Here is an 18,150-nt window from a genome sequence, read left to right as displayed (position 1 = left end):
AGACACATGATCGTCTGTCTCGGATCAGCTCAGGGCGTCTCGGTCTGTCAGGAACAGAGATAGCGCTCATTTAACATAGCCTGACCAGACGAAGCGTCAACTTAATGTCATCAGGCCAATGCCGTCACAGCTGTTTGCAATGAATGCATGGGAACTAACTAACGATCGAAAAGCGCTCCCCACTGCTTGTCGATCGCTCTGGATTTGAAATGCTTGAGCCCCCCGGTTGGGGTAAAGGTAATCTCCCCGAAATAGATATGATTCTGCAGCATGTAAAAATCCACGCGAGCAAAGGAAAATCCTTCGGAGAGTTTCAATGCGAGTGTAATAGCTTCATCAAGATTATCCGGCTTCGCTATTTTCTTGCCAGTGGTAAAGCGATCCTCGACCACCTTGACCAGCTCCCAATCTTGATCGTAATAATCGACCTTGTAATGAGAGAAACGGTCGTGTGTTACTTCGATAAAGACGACAGGTGTCTCGCCGGGCTTTCTGAAACAGTAGAACTTATAGTCCTTGGGCACATTCCCCTGTTCATCGAGCAAAAGTTTCTCAAATATGAGTTGAGGTTTTATGTTTTTGTAATGTAACTCTCGGCTGGATGCATAGTAATTACTGGCTAGCCATTCGGTGCTTTTATTAAAGAGAGTGGCGTAAGAATATCTCGATTTGTCTTTTACAATTAGATTATATCCTGAGCCATGGTTGCATTTCATGACGAAGCTTTCAGGCAGCTGCTCATATGTCTTTACTGACAAGTTTCGGCATGTGTTGTAATGCGGCAACAAGTATTTCTTGCCTATCATCAGCTCGACATAGTCTCTGACTCGGACCTTGTCACTTAAAATTGAATATACAGGATCAGGATATAGCCTGCGACGGCATATCTTCTCGTTAAACGTTTTAGGGTAGGTAAGATTGGGAAGCCTACCGAATGTACGTAAGTAGGCAAACGAAATACAAAGCTTATCAGGGATTTTCCGCGTTATCTTTTTGCGTACTACGTGCATTAAATTTTGCTTTTTGCCAAATGATATACGATGAGAAGGAGACCGGTAGTGCGCTAGTAAAGAGAATGCTTCCCCACTAGATTCCCTGTTCGGCACGGTGCTTCCCCTTTTGCGACAAGACTTCTGGTAAACAGGGCGCTAGCTCTGGAAATTGCCTATTAGTTAATGATTTTATTTATAGGAGTGATTGTTACTTTTTATATTAATATATTTTCATATTGTCATTACTTATCGCTGGATATTGTGCAGAAGTGACTAAATGGAGGAGGGCGTAGGGGGGGAAGGTTACATTTTAAGTTAATTTTATGTTTTGCAACTTCGGTATGTTGGTAAAGCTTTAATCAACTAGTTTGCAGGATTAATTATTTTTAGTAGAAACTAATCGAATTAGTGCCTTCTTGCGGCGGGAATGTCATTCGGTGGGCTGCTGAGCGTTGAAAAACGGGGCAGGATGCAGAAGCAAGGCCAGCAAGAGCTACCAAGCCTAAACAGGAGAAGAGAACTTACGCGGGAGAGCAAAGCCAAAGCCGTATCAGGACCGTTGATACTGGCCTTGGCGCTAGTCGAATCGTGCGCTGGCTTAAGCCAGTGCTTTCTGTACTAGTGCTTGCTCCTCGGGTGATAACGTAAGTTCTGCTGCCAGTTCATGGGCATGCGGCGACATCTTTTTCCAAGTCTTACGTACGATACCGCATATTTTCTCTTCATCGTGGCCTAGCGCAAACGCTGAAAAGTAGTACTGAAGAAAGACCAGGCATGCCGTATCTTCCAGCGCCTGGGCATCAGAGTCACGGCGCAAATTTTCTTTGCGAATCAACTGAGCAACTCGTTCGCACTCGGCCTCGTCATAGCCGGCCTCACGCAAAATGGTACTGGCCTGTTCGGCCTGGCGAATTTTCAGTTCGGTGCGCCAGGCATGATAGCCCGGGCGTGTCATGGGATACTGATCGCGCGGTAGTGCCCAGCGGCGTAGATGCTGGGCGCGGACAGCCAGGCGCAGCGTTTCGGATGCCTGTGGTGCGACACGCTCCAGCCATGCACTCATGCGCTGGGCATAGAGTAATTCGTATGGCTGGCTGACACCCTCGACTTCTTCGCGGCGTGGGTCTTCGCCATGGGCAGCATCCAACTGCTCAATGGCACGTTGAAAACGAGCGGACTCGATAGACATCACGGTTTCCCCACTAAATTTGGACATTATTTTTTATAGTGACACGTCGCCAGCATACCGCCTAGCGGGCCGTACGCTCTTCAATCAGCATCTCATCTGTCACCTGCTCGGTTAACGGGTCGCTCTCATTAGCTAGGTGTCGTTTCATCCAGTCGCCTTTCATGAACCATAGGACTGTGACCACTGCGATCAGGACATTCGTGACAGGAAAAGCCCACCACAGGCCGTTAAGGCCGAGCACCGAGTCACGTGACAGTACGAAAGCGAGCGGGAACTGCAACACCCATTGCGAAACCAGTGTCAGTACCATGGCGACCAGCGTATTACCCGAGGCGCGAAATACCCCAGTCAGTGCCATCTGCAGCCCCATAAAGCCGAACGTCAGTGACACGGTGCGCAGAAAGCGTGCGCCGGTCGCAATGACGGCATCGTCGGTAGGCACGAAGAAGGCCACCAGTTCAGACGCGAAAGTAAATACCAGAGCACCTACGAGCGAGAGGCTGACAAAGGCGATTGCCGCAGCAAGGCGCGCTATGCGGGCAGCGCGTGCCATCTGACCGGCGCCAATGTTCTGGCCGACCAACGCCGCCGTTGCCATTGACAGCCCCAGCGCCGGAATGACGATAAAGCTCAGTACATTGATGCCGACGCCATAGGCGGCAGTCGTCACCGTACCGAAGCTAGTGACCAGAAAAATCATTACATTCATCCCCAGCGCCCGAGCGGACATCTCGATTGACGCGGGAAAGCCGAGCGTGAATGCACGGCGGATGAAAGCCAGGTCGGGTTTAAACGCTGACACTGAGAGTTTTATTTTCCAGCGACCGTTCAACAACAGACTTAACCCGATAATCAATGCCAGCGCCTGAGTGATGAGTGTCGCCAATGCGGCACCGCCGACACCAAGTTCAAGGCCGAAGATCAGTAACGGATCAAGAACAAGGTTGAGCAGTACGGTGCCAGCGACAATGTAGAGCGGCACTTTCACTTCACCTACACCACGCATCAATGATTGAAACATGGCAAAGCCGAAAGTGAAGAGCATGGCGGCTAACGAGAAGCGCAGAAATGTCAGCGCACCGCGGAACACTTCCGGGGCGACACCGAGCAGATTAAGTATAGAAGGCGCCAGCGCGAAGCCAATGGCCGAAAGCAAAAGCGACACGGCGGCCACCATAAGCAGCGTCTGCGCGGCTACGCGATTGACCATGGCCGTATTGCCGGCGCCCATGTATTGGGCCACCAGCGTCGACCCAGCCACACCAAAGCCGGAACCCAGTGCGACCAGCAAAAACGTGATCGGGAAACTGACCGATACGGCGGCTACAGCGTGTCCGCCAAGCCGGCCGACCCAGAAGGCATCGATGAGCTGGTAGGCTGATTGAAGCACATTGGCCAGCACGATCGGTACGGAGAGTTTGAGCAACGAGCCAAGAATGGGGCCTTCGAGCAAACGGTTGTTTGAACGTCCTGAACTTTTCAACGCGGGTTTTCCTTAACACGTTACGTCATCGGCAATTGACGAAACGAACAATCAAATCAGTTTCCTTCCAGCCTATGCAAGATTTCCCGCCACTACCACGTTTCTCGACAGGTACGCGTGTCATGGTCGTCTACGCTTAAGAGCACTCAACCAAGGATAGGTCCGTAAACAAGGGAGACGAACCCATGAGTGGACAGCCCCTGTTAGGCATCATCGGGGTAGTGATAATAACGCTTGCCAACTACGACGCCGTGCGTACGACACTATCGGCGTCCAATGCGGGGCCAATAACCAAGCAGCTGGGGCGAATGGTCTGGGCGCTACTTCTAGGCATCCATCGTTTGCGCAGCAATCATAATATGCTCAAGATTGCGGGCCCCGGCATTACGTTGCTGTTACTGTTGTGCTGGATCGCCATGGAGTGGCTGGGCTGGTTCTTACTATTCTGTAGCGCATCTGATGCGGTGGTGAACTCCACTACCTCGGTAAGTGCCACCCTGGTCGAGCGCGCTTACTTCGTCGGCTACACGATTACCACATTGGGCTACGGCGATTTTGCCCCCGGCGCCGCGCTGTGGCAGCTACTGGCCATCGTTGCTGCCATTAATGGATTTTTTGTCCTGACCCTGTCGGTTACCTACATCCTTTCCGTCGTCTCGGCAGCTTCTGAGACGCGTCAGATGGCTCAGGCAATCAATGCCATGGGTGAAACGCCTTATCGTATTATCGAGGTGAACGCTGACGGGGGAAGTTTTGAAAGCCTTGCCCAGCAGATGCAGTCTTTGAATTTGACTTTGCTTGGCTTGGCGCAGAAGCATCTGGCCTATCCGCTCTTGCATTATTATCACAGCGCTGAAGAAGACAGCGTATTGCCCCTTGCTCTGGCCAAGCTGGACCAGGCATTGACGATAGCGCTCTTTGCCTGCCCGAATATGCCATCGACATCCCGTACGCAACTGCAGGTTAGCCAAAAAACACTGACAAAATTCCAAGATACTTTGAAAAACGCTTTCGTTTATCCCTCTCCTCAAGCGCCTGAAATCCCCGACCTCGAACACTACAAGCAACTACCCTTCTGCCATGAGTCGCCTACCGCCATTGCGAGTTATCTGCAAAGTCTGGATCGGCAGCGGTTGCTCAAGGCTTATGTGGAAAAGGATGGCTGGGAGTGGTCATGTCTCTGGTCGCACGATAAGAAAAATAACTAGGCGCGACGCTTTGGAGCCTGGCACTGTTTCTGTACCAGGTGCAGAAACGGTGGGCTCAGGGTGTTTAGAGCAGGCGCGGTCGTATTCCCAACAGGACTATGAGCGCCAGTAACGTCTCCTGGCTTTACAGGCAAAGCCTGCGCACGCTGATGGCCACTGCAGCACGCCGCCCGCCAGCGCGGGCGGGCATGCGAATCACATATGCACGTTTTTAAGCAGTTACGTCAGCCAGACACGCGCCCAGTGTTATTCATCCAGTGCGCTTAGCTGGGCCGCAGTGTCCATGGCACCCATAGCGGCGGCGAGCTGTTGTGCTGTCATGCCACGCGACCCCGTAGCATGGCGGTCAGCGCCATTGGCCAGTAAATAATCGACGATCTCGGTATGATTGAACATCGCGGCGAACATCAGCGCCGTCCTGCCGTCCGGGGCTGCTGCATTGACGTCGGCGCCTTTTGTCACCAGCAGCTTCACCATCTCCAGATCGCCTTTGTAAGCGGCACCGGCAAGCGGGCTCTGGCCATTATCATTGTGGGTATTGGGGTCGGCGCTGTGCTCCAGCAGCACACGTGTGGCCTCATGATGGCCGTGATAGCTGGCCAGCATCAGCACGCTGTCACCCTTGTCATTACGCAGATTGGGCGGAAGACCCTGCTCAAGCCATTCCTTGAGCTGAGCGCTATCGCCACTGCGAGCGCAGTTGAAGACCTTGGCTGCGAAGTTGATGATTTCATCATCCAGCTCCGGCGTGCCCGTCTGTGCATCGTTGGGGTGCTCTGCCATTGAATTCTCCCTCACGGTCATTGTTAACAGCGTATGCATAAGCCTGTAGCGATACAGTCGCACAGCCGAAGCACAAAGTCAGTTTGCGATTTTCAATCTAGCGGATAGGCGATTAGCTAGGTGAGCTGTTGTCATCACCCGGGTTGGCAAGCGTTCACCTTCATACTGGCTTCTCCAATGCCAGTTTGATGCCAAGCATCATGAATAATACACCGGATATACGTTGCATAAGGCCCTGTGAGAGAGATGTGCGGCGGAAAGTAGATGAAATAGCGGCAGCAAAAATGGCCACCATCAAGCACCACAAGGTGCCCATCGCAATGAATAGGCCTCCAAGCAAGAGCAAGGCAGCGGTGTGATAGGGTGCAGCAGGATCGACGAACTGGGGCAGCAGAGCCAGATAGAATAGTGCGACCTTGGGATTGAGCAGGTTAGTCAACATGCCTTGCCAATAGACCTGGTTCAGTGACACGACGCTGAGCGCTGATGGTGACGATGCCGGGCTTCTCTGAAACAAGAGCCGCAGCCCCATGAGCAGTAAATAAGCTGCGCCCAGCCATTTAACTGTGGTGAATGCGATCGCTGAGGTGGCGAGAATAGCCGACAGCCCGAGCGCCGCCGCAGTGGCATGGCACATCGAGCCTGTACTAATGCCCAGGACGGAGACAATACCGGCCTTGCGACCCTGAGCCATGCTCCGGGTGGCGATATAAAGCATATCCGGGCCAGGCAGGAGGCTGATGGTCAGCGCCGTAAGCAGGAAAACTGGGAGATCGATAATACCGAGCATGAGTCATCCTTGTTCCACTAACGGTTATAGAGCGTCAACCCGCCTGACGGAAATGCGCGGTTTAATGAGAAGTCAGATCAAGCGCAACGGCGCTGGTCATTCGCCAGCCTATCTCCATACTCTAGAGCGTACCCCCTGAGATAGAAAATACAAAAGCCGCGCTGAGCGCGGCTTCGAACTATCGACAAGATAAGCGCCAAGCGTTAGCCATAAATGCCCTGACTTCTCAGGTAGTCGTCATAATTGCCACTGAAATCGACGATACCGTCCTCTTTCATCTCGATGATACGAGTCGCCAGTGAGCCCACGAACTCACGGTCGTGGCTGACGAAAATCAGTGTGCCAGGATAGTTATCCAACGCGAGGTTCAACGCCTCGATCGATTCCATGTCGAGGTGGTTGGTCGGTTCGTCCATGACCAGCACGTTGGGCTTTTGCAGCGCCAGCTTGCCGAACAGCATGCGGCCTTGCTCGCCACCGGAGATGACCTTGACCGACTTGCCGATATCATCATTGGAAAACAGCATGCGACCGAGTGCAGAACGCACCGCCTGTTCTCCGCCGGTCGTCCACTGCCCCATCCACTCGAACAATGTCTCACCGTTGGCAAAATCATCGGCATGGTCCTGGGCGAAATAGCCGACCTCGGCGCTGTCGGTCCATTTCACCTCGCCGCTGTCTGGTGCCAGAGTGCCGACCAGACAGTTAAGCAACGTAGTCTTGCCGATCCCGTTGGGGCCAATGATCGCGATGCGCTCGCCCGCTTCGACCTGCATGCCAAAGCGTTCAAACAGAGTATTGTCATCATACGCTTTGGCGATATTGTCCACCGTCAACGTATGACGGGGGATTTTCTTGTTCTGTTCGAAGCGGATGAACGGACTGATGCGGCTTGATGGCTTGACCTCTTCGAGCTGGATCTTATCGATCTTGCGCTGACGTGAAGTCGCCTGCTTGGCCTTGGAGGCATTGGCCGAGAAGCGGCTGACAAACGTCTGCAGCTCGGCGATCTCGGCTTTCTTCTTGGCATTGTCGGCATGCAGGCGCTCGCGCGCCTGCGTGGCGGCGATCATGTACTCATCGTACGTGCCGGGGAACAGCCTGAGCTCGCCATAATCAAGATCCGCCATGTGAGTGCAGACACTATTCAGGAAGTGACGGTCGTGCGAAATGATGATCATGGTCGAATTGCGCGCCTTGATCACATCTTCCAGCCAGCGGATCGTATTAATGTCCAAATGGTTGGTCGGTTCGTCGAGCAGCAGCACGTCAGGGTCGGCGAACAATGCCTGGGCGAGCAGGACGCGCAGCTTCCAGCCGGGGGAAACGGCGCTCATGGGGCCGAAATGCTGTTCGAGCGGAATGCCCAGCCCGAGCAACAGTTCACCCGCGCGCGATTCGGCGGTATAGCCATCCATCTCGGCAAACTGGGTTTCGAGTTCGGCGACGGCCATGCCGTCCTCTTCGCTCATCTCGGCCTGGGCATAGATACGCTCACGCTCGGCAGCCACGCGCCACAGTTCGGCGTGACCCATGATGACCGTATCGATGACGCGTTCATTCTCATAGGCGAACTGATCTTGACGCAGCTTACCCAGGCGAATGTTCTGCTCGATCATCACCTGGCCGCCGGAGGGCTCAAGGTCGCCGCCAAGAATCTTCATGAAAGTTGACTTGCCGCTGCCATTGGCACCGATCAAACCGTAGCGGTTACCGTTGCCGAACTTGACGGACACGTTTTCGAACAGGGGCTTGGCCCCAAATTGCATGGTGATATTAGCAGTAGCGATCACGACTGAACCTTTGTGCACCAGAAAGGGTGCGGAAGAATAAGAATATAGGGATGACGATGATTAGCGTGGCGTTTGGGACAGACGCTCGACGGGCAAATATCGAAAAGGCGCATATTATACGCTGTGCAAGCGAGCGCGTCAGCGAGAATTGATCACTGCCGGGCGTGTAGAAACAGGCGTATGGTCAATATCCCGCCGAATAACGCGGCCAGGGCGGCGCAGAGATAGATGGCAGAATAATCGAAGCGGCCCGCGATCCAGCCCGCCAGCGGGCCAGTCACGCCTATGGCGAGATCGAGAAACAGTGAATAAGCGCCAAGCGCAGCGCTGCGGCTGGACGATGAAATTTTCGCCACCGCTTCAACCCCCAGCGCGGGATAGACCAGTGATAAACCGAAGCCCGCCAGACCTGCGCCGAGCAAGGCGATCAGCGGTGTGGAGGCCAGCCATAGCAGTGCAAGGCCAAGCGACTCGACCAGCAGACACACGATAGCGACCTGATAACCGCCAAAGCGATCGATCGTGCCGGCGAAAAACAGGCGTGCGCAGATATAGGCAGCGCCGAACAGGGTCAGGCACCAGGCAGCATTGGGCCAATGCTGGCTAGCGTAGTAAAGGGTGATAAAGGTGGCGATAACGCCGAAGCCGACCGAGCTCAGGCCCAATCCCAGTCCGAACGGACTGATGCGGGCGAAGACTTGGTAAAACGGCATGCGCTTGCCAGCAATCACCGGTGATGCCTCGCGCCGCCACGACAGAATGACGCCGATAGCGGCCGCCACGGCCATTGTCGGGCCGATACTCCATAACCCTGATGTCTCCATCAGCGCCGCACCGAGCGGAGCGCCGATGGCGAGAGCGCCGTAACCGGCAATGCCATTCCATGAAATGACCTTGCTGGTCAGATCAGAGCCGACGATACCAATCCCCCAGCTCAGTGAGCCGGTGCCGATCATACCTTGTGATAGCCCCAGTACCGCCCGGCTCAGCAGTAATATGGCCAGACTGAAGATGGGCATGCCTTGCATTATCACCGAGAGCAGCACCAGAAGTCCGCTTAGCAGGCAGCCACCCAATCCGGTAATAACGACCTGCTTGGCGCCGACGCGGTCGGTGACCGGGCCAACAAAGGGTCGTGATAACAGCGTGGCGACGAACTGCAGGCTGATGGTAACGCCAACAATCACGGCATCGAAGCCTAGCTGTCCGTGTACGTAAGCAGGTAGCACGGTCAGGGCCATACCAATGCATAGATAACTGATAAACGTGGAGCTGATGACCGAGACGATCTTGAGATTGGTACCGGTTACAGATGAAGCGGAAGACACATCTGAAGGCATGAATGGCTCGCGTAGAGCAAAATAGGGAATGGTTAGGCTAGCGAGGTTAATCGAGAATGGAAAGCCTTGGCGTTGATATGGGGTGGGGAAGCGCTCAGAAAAGAGTCCTTACACCAGCAATATGACGGCGAGAATAACTTCTCGCCGTCATCAGAATCGCTGGGTGCGATAGTTCTTGGTGAGCTATCAAGCGCTAAGCGTCAAACCCCCGGTAACATGAGTCACGGTATCTTCGCTTATTCCTAGAAGACTAACCGTGTCGGCGCTCCACTCTATGGCCTGCACGCCAGGATAAGCATCATCCGTTTCATCAAGCGCCATCATGGTGTAAGTGAAGTCGCTGGCCTCAATGCTGCCTCGTGATGAACTGAAAGCGTCGTCATCGCGAGAATCGGTGACATAAAGCGTCTCTTCAGACCGATCAAATGAGAGGCTGCGCCCACCTAATGCCTTGGTAGCGCTTATAAAGGTCGAGTCAATGGCCTTCGCATCACTGGATTGGATATCTCCGCCATTTTGGGAGAAGTCATCCAGGTCAAAGGTCAGCAGCGAGTAGTCGGACTGATAGGAACGGCCTGCACTAATGACAAGCTCGCCATCACTGAAATCGGCGTTGCCGGGGAAAATATTGAACTGGCCGGGGCCAAAATTACGCTCGCCATACCAGGCATCGGTGACGTCCAGGTTGCTATCGAGCCTGAAGACATCCTGCATGGTGTCGTCTAGCACCAGCAGGCTACCGTCCGGCCGCTCGACGATGTTTTCCAGAGAGGTATCGAAATCGAGCGCTTTTTGCAGCGTCAGGTCTTCGTCGAACTTGTAGAGCTGGTCATCGTTCCAGGCCAGTATGCTGTTATCAGAAAGCACGAGGACGTCGGAAAGTGACGTACTGTAGCCGCTGTTATCAGGGTCGCTGAACGTGAAAGTGGATTCGGCATGTATACTGCCGTCACCATTGATCGAAGCCGCATAAACCCCGCCACCATTGGCTTGGCCAACCACTATGGTTCTATCGTTACTGCCGGCATCGGTAGCGGTTAGCGTCGTATAATAGCCACTATCAAATGAGTAGCTCAGGTCCAGATCGCTATCCAGCAGTGTCAGCTGATGCCTATCGTGAATGACTGCTACACCGCCATCGGCTGCATCGCCAAAACTCGCCTGGCTTAACTCATCATCACTATTGATCAATACCTGTTTGGTGCAGCTCAGGTCAGTATCGATCTTGGCCAGAAAAACATAGGTTTGTAAATTCGACGCGGCCTGATCCCAGGTAGTGGTATCGCTGAGGTAAAATGAGCCGTTATCAACGCTGTCGATATTGCCTTCGTAGACATAGTGCAAGCCGCCCATCTTGACGATGTCATTACCGGCAGGTTCAGGCTCGGCAGGTGTCTCGGGTACTTCAGGGGTGTCAGGAATTTCCGGTGTGCCCGGGATATCAGGCTGGTCGTTTTGCGCCTGTCTTTCGTTGGCAAGCTGAATAGCTAGCTGCGCTCGCTGCAGACCGGTCTGACTGTTGCCTGGGAACTGCTGATATTCAGATTCTGAATCATGAAGATAAGCAGAGATATTTTGACCGTTACTCGTTTTTTTCGCCATGACCCTGACTCCTGTCTGGGTTGCTTCGATTGTGTCTTTTTTTGTCGCGATACAGCGCGCATCTGGCGCTGGCGAGCAGACTATAAATCCATTCTTGTTTAATTAGTAATCATTAATTAAATCAGGTTGAGTCTTTCTTATACGGTGTTAAAAAATTTAATCAACGTATGGGGCTAATTCTCTAGGTGACAGCCTGCTGTGCATCCCGCGCTGCCTGGAACAGCCAAGCGTGACGGCCAGCCAGTGCAGAGAGATTGCGGTCATAGCCGCCGCCGATCACGCAGGCAGTGGAGACGCCCGCGGTGCGGCAAGTGTTAATGACATAACGGTCGCGCTTGTAGATGCCTTCATCACTGAGCTCGAGATGGCCGAGCCGGTCGCCGGCATGAACGTCGGCACCAGCATCATAAATCACCAGCTCAGGGCGGAACGCGTTGAGCAGCCGAGGCAGATGAGTCTTTAGCACCACGAGATAGGCGTCATCATCGATGCCGCGCGGCAGAGCAATATCGAGATCGCTTTGCTGCTTGGTGAAGGGAAAGTTCTCCGCGCCGTGAACTGAGAAGGTGAAAACCGCTGGATCATTTTGAAAGATCGAAGCCGTGCCGTCGCCTTGATGAACGTCAAGATCGACGATCATTACACGCTTCACCCAACCCTGCGCTAGCGCTTCGCGGGCGGCGACCGCTACATCATTCAACAGGCAATAGCCGCTCGCTCCGTTGGCAAAAGCGTGATGGGTACCGCCGGCCATATTGCAGGCCAGCCCCGTTTCCAATGCCATCTCCACCGTCAGCAGCGTGCCGCCCACCTCCCGCAATGTGCGCTCGACCAGTGCCGGTGACCACGGAAAGCCGCTGCGCTTTCGCGCCTTGGGGTCGCTGTCGCCGAGATAGAACGTTTGCAAATAGTCATGACTATGCACACGCAGCAGTTGCGCACTGGTCGCCGGGGGCGGTGTTAGCCACGTGATCGCTGGATCATCATCGAAGCCGAGCGTGGTGAGACGCTCACGCAGCGCGCGGAACTTGGCCATCGGGAACGGATGTGTCTCGGGCCAGGCGATGGTGTAGCCGGGATGATAAACGAGCGGCAGGCGCATTGTTTAGAACTGGCCCGCCAGATGAGCCGTGACCCACTGTCGCACCTCGGCGTAGGGGTAGGCTTCGAGCTTGCCAAACCCTTCAAGCTGACGTGCCTTGAGGCGGGTAAATAGCGGCGTAGTGATGCCGCACAGAAAGCGTGTCAAGAGCTCGATACTGGGTGGCTGGCCCTCGGATGACGTCTGGTAGCGCGTAATCATCTCACTGCAGAGCGCGGCGAATGGCTGGTTCTCAAGCGTTGGCAACGGCGCAGGCGGCGGCAGCCGAGCAACATGCCCCAGGCATACCGAGCAGTGACCGCAGCGCTCGGGTGCTCGCTCGTCGCCGAAATAACACGCCAGGCGCCGGCTCAGGCAGGTGTCGCTCTCGAACAGCGCCAGCATGGCGTTGAGCCGGGCAATCTCGCTTTCTTCCTTCGATTTGAAGTAGCCATGCAGCTCATCACTCAACGCGGCAACGTCGAGCGGTGCATCCATGACCGCATAGACTTCGGTCATCTGCTTGCTTTCGAGCACAATCCAACCCTGATCGTTGAAGTACTCCAGCGCGCTGACCACACGGCTACGCTCGGCATTGATGTCCAGTTCACCGCCGCGCCGATAGATAACATCAAAGTCGAGCGAGCACCACGTCCTGGCGCGATTGGCATTGTCAACGATCAACTGCACGAAGCGTTGGCGCTCGCCCTCAAACGTCGCTATCAGCGCCTCGGGTTCACGCAGGTACTTGAAGCGGTACTCGGCGAAGTAGGAAAAGCGCGGCGCGATCACGCCGCGCAGCTCGAGCTGGACCAGCAGCGTCTTGAGCGGCAGCGGGCGGATGTTGCTGGACTGGGACAGCGCGTTGAGCATCAGCTCCCAGCGCCGCTCGCTGCCGCCGTTTTGTACCCCGGCGATCTCTTCGAGTACGCGCCGGATGCCGTCGCGCTCCGGCGTGTCGCCGTAGACGAAGTTCTCGAGCACGTTCAAGGCGTCGCGGTTGGCCAGCACCAGGCAGTCGGAAGGCTTGCCGTCGCGCCCGGCGCGGCCGATCTCTTGGCTATAGTTCTCGACCGATTTGGGTAGGTCGAAATGCACCACGTTGCGAATGTCGGCCTTGTCGATACCCATACCAAAGGCGATGGTGGCGACAATACAGGCAACCTCGCTGGCCATGAACTGACGCTGGATTTCTTCGCGGCGCTCGGAAGGCAGCCCGGCGTGATAGGCGCAGACGTTGAGCCCGCGGCGGCTGAGCACGGCGGCGAGCTGCTCGGCACTCTGTTGCTGAGTGACGTAGACGATGCTCGGCTGTTCATTGCCCGTCTGCAGGCGAGGGGTAAGCCATTCGACCAACCGCTGCTCCTTCTCTTCACTCGCCACCGGCTCGATCAGTAGATTGAGGTTAGGGCGATAGAAGCCGGTAGCAATCACGTCGTCAGCGGCGATGGCGAAGCGCGCCTGCATGTCCTTGATGACCTGCGGCGTGGCGGTAGCGGTCAGCAACAGCACCTGCGGGATCGAAAACTGACGCTGATAGTCCGGCAGCTTGAGATAGTCGGGGCGGAAGTTATGGCCCCACTCCGAGATGCAGTGCGCCTCGTCGACCACCAGCAGCGAGATCGGCACCTGGGCGATGAACTGGCGAAAGCGCTCGTTCTTGAGCCGCTCGACCGAAATCATCAGTACCTTGATCTCACCGCGCCGTACCCCTGCCATGACGGCGCTGGCGTCTTCGCGGCTCTGCGCTGAATCGATGCTAGCAGCGGCTACGCCACGGCGTTTTAGAAATGAAAGTTGATCCTGCATCAGCGCCAACAGTGGCGAGATCACCAGGGTGAGGTGGGGCAAGAGCAGCGCTGGCAGCTGGTAGCACAGCGACTTGCCCGAGCCGGTAGGGAAGATTGCCGCCGCTGAACGGCCCTCAACTATTGCCGAGATGACCTCTTGTTGGCCGGGGCGCAGTTGGTCGTAGCCGAAAACGCGTTTGAGCGTGGGATAGAGAGCATGGAGGGCGTCGCTGGGCATAGGGCTATACAGTGGCCTGATATCGAAATTGAGAAGAGAACATGGGCACTATGATGCCTTGCCCTGGCGGCGGCGCAAAAGCCCTAGGGCGACCAGCGCTAGCACGGCGACCAGCGCGGCGAATATCATGCCAGCGCTGCGCAGCCCGATCAGGTCGGCGGCAACGCCGATCCCCACCACCGGCAGCGAGATGGCGACATAGAGCACGACGAAGAAGGTCGAGGCGACTTCGGCGCGCCGCTCTGCCGGGCTCGCTGTCGTGATCGCGCCCATTCCTGCGCGGAAGGTCACGCCTTTACCCAGACCGGCAATGACCGCACCGAGCATCAACAACGGCAGCGAGGCCAGCATGATGCTGACCCCGATCAGCGCTACGCCTGCGGCCAGCGCCGCGCAGCCCAGCGGCATGCGCCTGCGCTCGCCGAGTGAGGACTGAATACGTTGACCCAGCGCCGAGGCCACAAACAGGATCAGTACCACCAGCCCGATCAGTGCGCTGTTGGCATGATTGAGTACACGGCCGACAAAGGCTGGTGCGGTGGCGGTGAAAAAGCCGAGTACGGCGAAGCCGGCAAAACCGGCAATCGCTGCCGGGATGAATACGCCACGCACCTCGGACGGCACACTTAGCCGCTGCAATCGCAGCCGCGGCTTGTCGGGACGCTCGACTGTCTCGGGGGCGAACCAGACTCCCAGCGCGGCGGCGGCAATCAAGGCCAGATCGACGGCGAAGGGTAGTCGCACCGGCCATGGCGCGTATTCGGCCAACACGCCGGCGGTGAGCGGCCCGAGGCCTAAGCCGACCATGTTGACTGCGGTGGCGATCAGCGTTGCCACACCTTGCCACGCCTTGGGTGCGAGCTCGACCACGGCGACCGTGGCGGTACCAGTAAAAATGCCGGCCGAAAGTCCCGATAGCACGCGGCCGAGTAGCAGCGTCGTCAGGCTGTGGCTGGTCAGGAACACCGCGGCGCTGGCGGCGGAAAGTGCCAGCCCGGCGAGCAGCATGCGTTTGCGCCCGAGCTGATCGGACCAGCTGCCCACTGTCAGCAACGCCCCGATCACGCCGACCGCATAGGCGGCGAAGATCACGGTGATCATTAGTTCGGAGAGGCCGAGGCGCTGCTGATAGAGGGGATAAAGCGGGGTCGGCAGCGTGGTGCCGAGCATCGCGATCAGAAAGGCGAAGGCCACCAGCAGAAAGGGAAGGCGCGTATCGCGGGCGTTGCGGTCTGTCACAGCTTCTTCACCCTTATCTATTGAGCGAGCGCTCCAGGCCCTGCCTGATCATCGCTCGCCGATTTTTAGTGTTCAGACAGGGCTTAGACTAGCGCAATGCTTGCCCTGTCGTGGGGAAGATTAGTGAGCCCGCACTCTTGCGACTTTCAGCAGGATGATTTGCTGCTGACTGAAGTGCAACTTAATATGCGTATCCCGAGCGCTTGAGACCAGAGCGCTCACGCCTGAAACGACGATTGCCATCAACGGATGAGATGACAAGGATGAGCTGGACCCAAGCACTACGCAAAGGGCGTTACGCGCTGATATGCCTGGCGTTGGGCATGACCACGCTGGCGTATGGCAATACCGATAGCGAGGCTGAACTGATCCAGCGAGGTGAATATCTGGCCCGCGCCGGTGACTGCATGGCCTGCCATACGGCGCCTGACGGTAAGCCATTCGCCGGGGGACTGGAGATCGCCACACCGATTGGCAAGATTTACTCCACTAATATCACGCCGTCGTGGCAGGACGGTATTGGCGACTACACTCTTGAGCAATTCGCCCAGGCGGTGCGCGAGGGACGTAAGCCCTTTGGCATCTATCTCTATCCGGCGATGCCCTATCCAGCCTATGCCAAGCTAAGCGATGACGATATCGCCGCGCTTTACGCTTACTTCATGAATGCGGTCGAGCCGGTCGACGAGCCGGCGCCGGTGACTGAGCTGCCGGCTCCATTCAATCATCGCAAGCTGATGGCGTTGTGGAACCGCCTGTTTCTCGATACCGAGCCGTTCACGCCTGACCCTGCGAAAAGTGCCGAGTACAATCGTGGCGCCTATCTCGCCGAGGCGCTGGGCCACTGCGGCACATGCCACACGCCGCGTAATCTGCTGATGGGCGAGAAGCGAGACCGCGCCTTGGCCGGTAATAGCCTTGGCACATGGTATGCGCCCAATATCACCTCGGATGTCAACAGCGGCATCGGCGGCTGGAGCATCGACGAGCTCACCGCCTACATGAAGACCGGCAGTGCACCCGGCAAGGCGCAGGCTGTAGGCCCGATGGCCGAGGTCGTGGAACATAGCTTGAGTCATCTCAGCGATCAGGATCTGCATGCTCTCACGGTGTGGCTGAAGGAGGTACCGGCGGTCCACAACGCGGCGGATACTCAACCACCCTACGCCTGGGGAGCCCCCGCCAAGGATAACGCTCAGGCCACCGAAGCATCGGGCGCCGAAGCGTCGGCTGCCGATCCGGGTGAGATGAATGGCGCACAGCTTTACAACGCTTACTGCTCCGGCTGCCATCAGACCGACGGTACGGGGCGGTCACAAGCCAATATCCCAGGGCTGGTCAATACCACCATTCTCGGCCGAATCAATACCGACAATCTGGTCATGGTGATGCTCAATGGCATCAGCGACGCCCATGGTGGCATGAATATGCCGGCCTTCGGCGAGACGCTGTCGAATAAGCAGATCGCTACACTCGGTGACTATGTAATGACGCAGTTCGGCCATGCTGCAGGCGAGGTCGATGCCGAGCGTGTCGCAGAGCTGCGCCAGGGCGGTGCGACGCCGCCACAGGTGAAGTATGCGCCTTATATCATCGGTGCCTGTGGTGTGATCGGCTTTCTTTTATTGATGACCTTTTTCTGGTGGATACTGCCGCCATACCGCAAGCGGCACTAAACACGCTTGCCAGGATAGTTGCGGCGAACGTGCTGGAGGCTATGCATTGGCTGATCAAGAATCGTGCATTGGCTAATCTAAAGCGATGGTGTCTCTGGCCATGCTGTGGCATAAGGCGGCAGGCACTGTGATAACGATAACGCGCTTGCAATGTGCCAACACAGGCATTGCAAAGCAGCGACAGGATACGTAGCGTTCAGGGATGGAAGGATTCAACCAGCGAGTGTTAACCGCTCCCCATCAGGATTCAAGGATAGACCCATGAAGAAGATTGTTATTGCCATGACGACCGCATTCGGCATGAGCATCGCTGCCACACCGGTACTGGCTTTTAGCCTCGGCGATGTCAATAAAGCGGTAAGCGCGCTGGGGGGCAATCAGCAGACTCAGCAGAGCACGCAGGCCACCACTACCGCGCAGCAGGCTACTGTGTTGGGCACTACCGCAGGTAATCTCTCGCAGGCTTCTGACCTGGTCAGTACGCTGAGCGATCAGCTCGGTGTGACTCAGCAACAGGCGATCGGCGGCTCCGCCGCGATGCTGGCACTGGCCAAGAGCCAATTGGGCGATACTCAGTTCAATCAGCTTTCCAATCAGGCGCCTGGCATCGATGGACTGCTGTCGAGTGCCAGCGCGGTTTCGGGCTCGAGTTCACTGCTGTCACGTATCTCAGGCTCATCTTCCAGCAGCACAAGCGGCGACAGTTCAATGGTGAACTCGGCATTCAAGATGCTGGGTATGGATAGCTCGATGATGACCCAGTTTGCACCGATCATGCTCAACTACTTCGGCGGCAACGGTGTCTCCTCCGGTTTGCTGGGTTCACTGGCCAGCGTGTGGGGCAGCTCCGTTCCGGCGTCCGCGACAGAGTAAATTCCTTTCCAGCCTCGCAGCAGTGAGGCGCATGTAGCGCCGCTAGCATGATTGGCGGCGCTCTGTTGGCTCC

The 18,150-nt window shown here is 56.2% G+C and carries 14 protein-coding genes; 3 read left to right on the top strand and 11 right to left on the bottom strand.

Annotated elements, in window-relative coordinates:
- Positions 1-158: 158 nt before the first annotated feature.
- The 3 genes from C3Z11_RS04050 to C3Z11_RS04040 all read right to left on the bottom strand — a co-directional run bounded on the left by C3Z11_RS04050 (position 159) and on the right by C3Z11_RS04040 (position 3,664).
- Positions 159-1,010 carry an ATP-grasp fold amidoligase family protein gene (locus C3Z11_RS04050; protein ID WP_106476520.1) on the bottom strand — a complete coding sequence of 284 codons (852 nt, stop codon included), beginning with the start codon at positions 1,008-1,010 and terminating at the stop codon, positions 159-161.
- A 580-nt stretch (positions 1,011-1,590) separates the two neighbouring features.
- Positions 1,591-2,181, bottom strand: a complete 591-nt coding sequence (locus C3Z11_RS04045; RefSeq protein ID WP_106476518.1) for a DUF4202 domain-containing protein — start codon at positions 2,179-2,181, stop codon at positions 1,591-1,593.
- Positions 2,182-2,242: 61 nt separating this feature from the next.
- Positions 2,243-3,664 (bottom strand): MATE family efflux transporter, encoded by a 1,422-nt coding sequence (locus C3Z11_RS04040; protein WP_106476516.1) that lies wholly within the window; start codon positions 3,662-3,664, stop codon positions 2,243-2,245.
- A gap of 185 nt (positions 3,665-3,849) precedes the next feature.
- Here C3Z11_RS04040 and C3Z11_RS04035 point away from each other — a divergent pair, with 185 nt between their 5' ends.
- Complete coding sequence (locus tag C3Z11_RS04035; RefSeq protein ID WP_106476513.1) at positions 3,850-4,872, top strand: potassium channel family protein; 1,023 nt, start codon at positions 3,850-3,852, stop codon at positions 4,870-4,872.
- 246 nt (positions 4,873-5,118) lie between these two features.
- Here C3Z11_RS04035 and C3Z11_RS04030 read toward each other — a convergent pair whose 3' ends face one another.
- The 8 genes from C3Z11_RS04030 to C3Z11_RS03990 form a co-directional block, all read right to left on the bottom strand.
- The gene (locus tag C3Z11_RS04030) at positions 5,119-5,655 is read right to left on the bottom strand and encodes an ankyrin repeat domain-containing protein (protein WP_106476511.1); all 537 of its coding nucleotides are present in this window, start codon (positions 5,653-5,655) and stop codon (positions 5,119-5,121) included.
- Positions 5,656-5,815: 160 nt separating this feature from the next.
- The gene (locus tag C3Z11_RS04025; RefSeq protein WP_106476509.1) at positions 5,816-6,445 is read right to left on the bottom strand and encodes a LysE family translocator; all 630 of its coding nucleotides are present in this window, start codon (positions 6,443-6,445) and stop codon (positions 5,816-5,818) included.
- A 203-nt stretch (positions 6,446-6,648) separates the two neighbouring features.
- Entirely contained in the window at positions 6,649-8,238 is a 1,590-nt protein-coding gene (locus C3Z11_RS04020) for an ABC-F family ATPase (protein ID WP_106476507.1), read from the bottom strand.
- Between the two features lie 152 nt (positions 8,239-8,390).
- Positions 8,391-9,578: an MFS transporter gene (locus C3Z11_RS04015; protein WP_106476505.1), complete on the bottom strand. Its 1,188-nt coding sequence runs from the start codon at positions 9,576-9,578 to the stop codon at positions 8,391-8,393.
- A gap of 186 nt (positions 9,579-9,764) precedes the next feature.
- Positions 9,765-11,180: a hypothetical protein gene (locus tag C3Z11_RS04010; protein ID WP_158700921.1), complete on the bottom strand. Its 1,416-nt coding sequence runs from the start codon at positions 11,178-11,180 to the stop codon at positions 9,765-9,767.
- A 181-nt stretch (positions 11,181-11,361) separates the two neighbouring features.
- A complete protein-coding gene (locus tag C3Z11_RS04000; protein WP_106476502.1) occupies positions 11,362-12,282 on the bottom strand; it encodes a histone deacetylase family protein in 921 nt (306 codons plus the stop codon).
- A gap of 3 nt (positions 12,283-12,285) precedes the next feature.
- Positions 12,286-14,289 (bottom strand): RecQ family ATP-dependent DNA helicase, encoded by a 2,004-nt coding sequence (locus C3Z11_RS03995; RefSeq protein ID WP_106476500.1) that lies wholly within the window; start codon positions 14,287-14,289, stop codon positions 12,286-12,288.
- Between the two features lie 48 nt (positions 14,290-14,337).
- Entirely contained in the window at positions 14,338-15,528 is a 1,191-nt protein-coding gene (locus C3Z11_RS03990; RefSeq protein WP_262927221.1) for an MFS transporter, read from the bottom strand.
- Positions 15,529-15,791: 263 nt separating this feature from the next.
- Here C3Z11_RS03990 and C3Z11_RS03985 point away from each other — a divergent pair, with 263 nt between their 5' ends.
- Positions 15,792-17,204, top strand: coding sequence for a cytochrome c (locus C3Z11_RS03985; protein ID WP_106476498.1), 1,413 nt, complete (start codon positions 15,792-15,794; stop codon positions 17,202-17,204).
- Between the two features lie 261 nt (positions 17,205-17,465).
- A complete protein-coding gene (locus C3Z11_RS03980; protein WP_158700920.1) occupies positions 17,466-18,077 on the top strand; it encodes a DUF2780 domain-containing protein in 612 nt (203 codons plus the stop codon).
- Positions 18,078-18,150 lie beyond the last annotated feature (73 nt).

Source organism: Phytohalomonas tamaricis, assembly GCF_003012345.1.
Lineage (GTDB): Bacteria > Pseudomonadota > Gammaproteobacteria > Pseudomonadales > Halomonadaceae > Phytohalomonas > Phytohalomonas tamaricis.
The sequence above is the reverse complement of the archived record's forward strand: the minus strand, read 5'-3'. Positions and strand labels throughout refer to the sequence as shown.

What these genes read in the sequence shown, in the direction of transcription:
- C3Z11_RS04050 (WP_106476520.1), bottom strand. Translation starts at nt 1,010, where the DNA reads ATGCACGTAGTACGCAAAAAGATAACGCGGAAAATCCCTGATAAGCTT.
- C3Z11_RS04045 (WP_106476518.1), bottom strand. Translation starts at nt 2,181, where the DNA reads ATGTCTATCGAGTCCGCTCGTTTTCAACGTGCCATTGAGCAGTTGGAT.
- C3Z11_RS04035 (WP_106476513.1), top strand. Translation starts at nt 3,850, where the DNA reads ATGAGTGGACAGCCCCTGTTAGGCATCATCGGGGTAGTGATAATAACG.
- C3Z11_RS04030 (WP_106476511.1), bottom strand. Translation starts at nt 5,655, where the DNA reads ATGGCAGAGCACCCCAACGATGCACAGACGGGCACGCCGGAGCTGGAT.
- C3Z11_RS04025 (WP_106476509.1), bottom strand. Translation starts at nt 6,445, where the DNA reads ATGCTCGGTATTATCGATCTCCCAGTTTTCCTGCTTACGGCGCTGACC.
- C3Z11_RS04015 (WP_106476505.1), bottom strand. Translation starts at nt 9,578, where the DNA reads ATGCCTTCAGATGTGTCTTCCGCTTCATCTGTAACCGGTACCAATCTC.
- C3Z11_RS04010 (WP_158700921.1), bottom strand. Translation starts at nt 11,180, where the DNA reads ATGGCGAAAAAAACGAGTAACGGTCAAAATATCTCTGCTTATCTTCAT.
- C3Z11_RS04000 (WP_106476502.1), bottom strand. Translation starts at nt 12,282, where the DNA reads ATGCGCCTGCCGCTCGTTTATCATCCCGGCTACACCATCGCCTGGCCC.
- C3Z11_RS03995 (WP_106476500.1), bottom strand. Translation starts at nt 14,289, where the DNA reads ATGCCCAGCGACGCCCTCCATGCTCTCTATCCCACGCTCAAACGCGTT.
- C3Z11_RS03985 (WP_106476498.1), top strand. Translation starts at nt 15,792, where the DNA reads ATGAGCTGGACCCAAGCACTACGCAAAGGGCGTTACGCGCTGATATGC.
- C3Z11_RS03980 (WP_158700920.1), top strand. Translation starts at nt 17,466, where the DNA reads ATGAAGAAGATTGTTATTGCCATGACGACCGCATTCGGCATGAGCATC.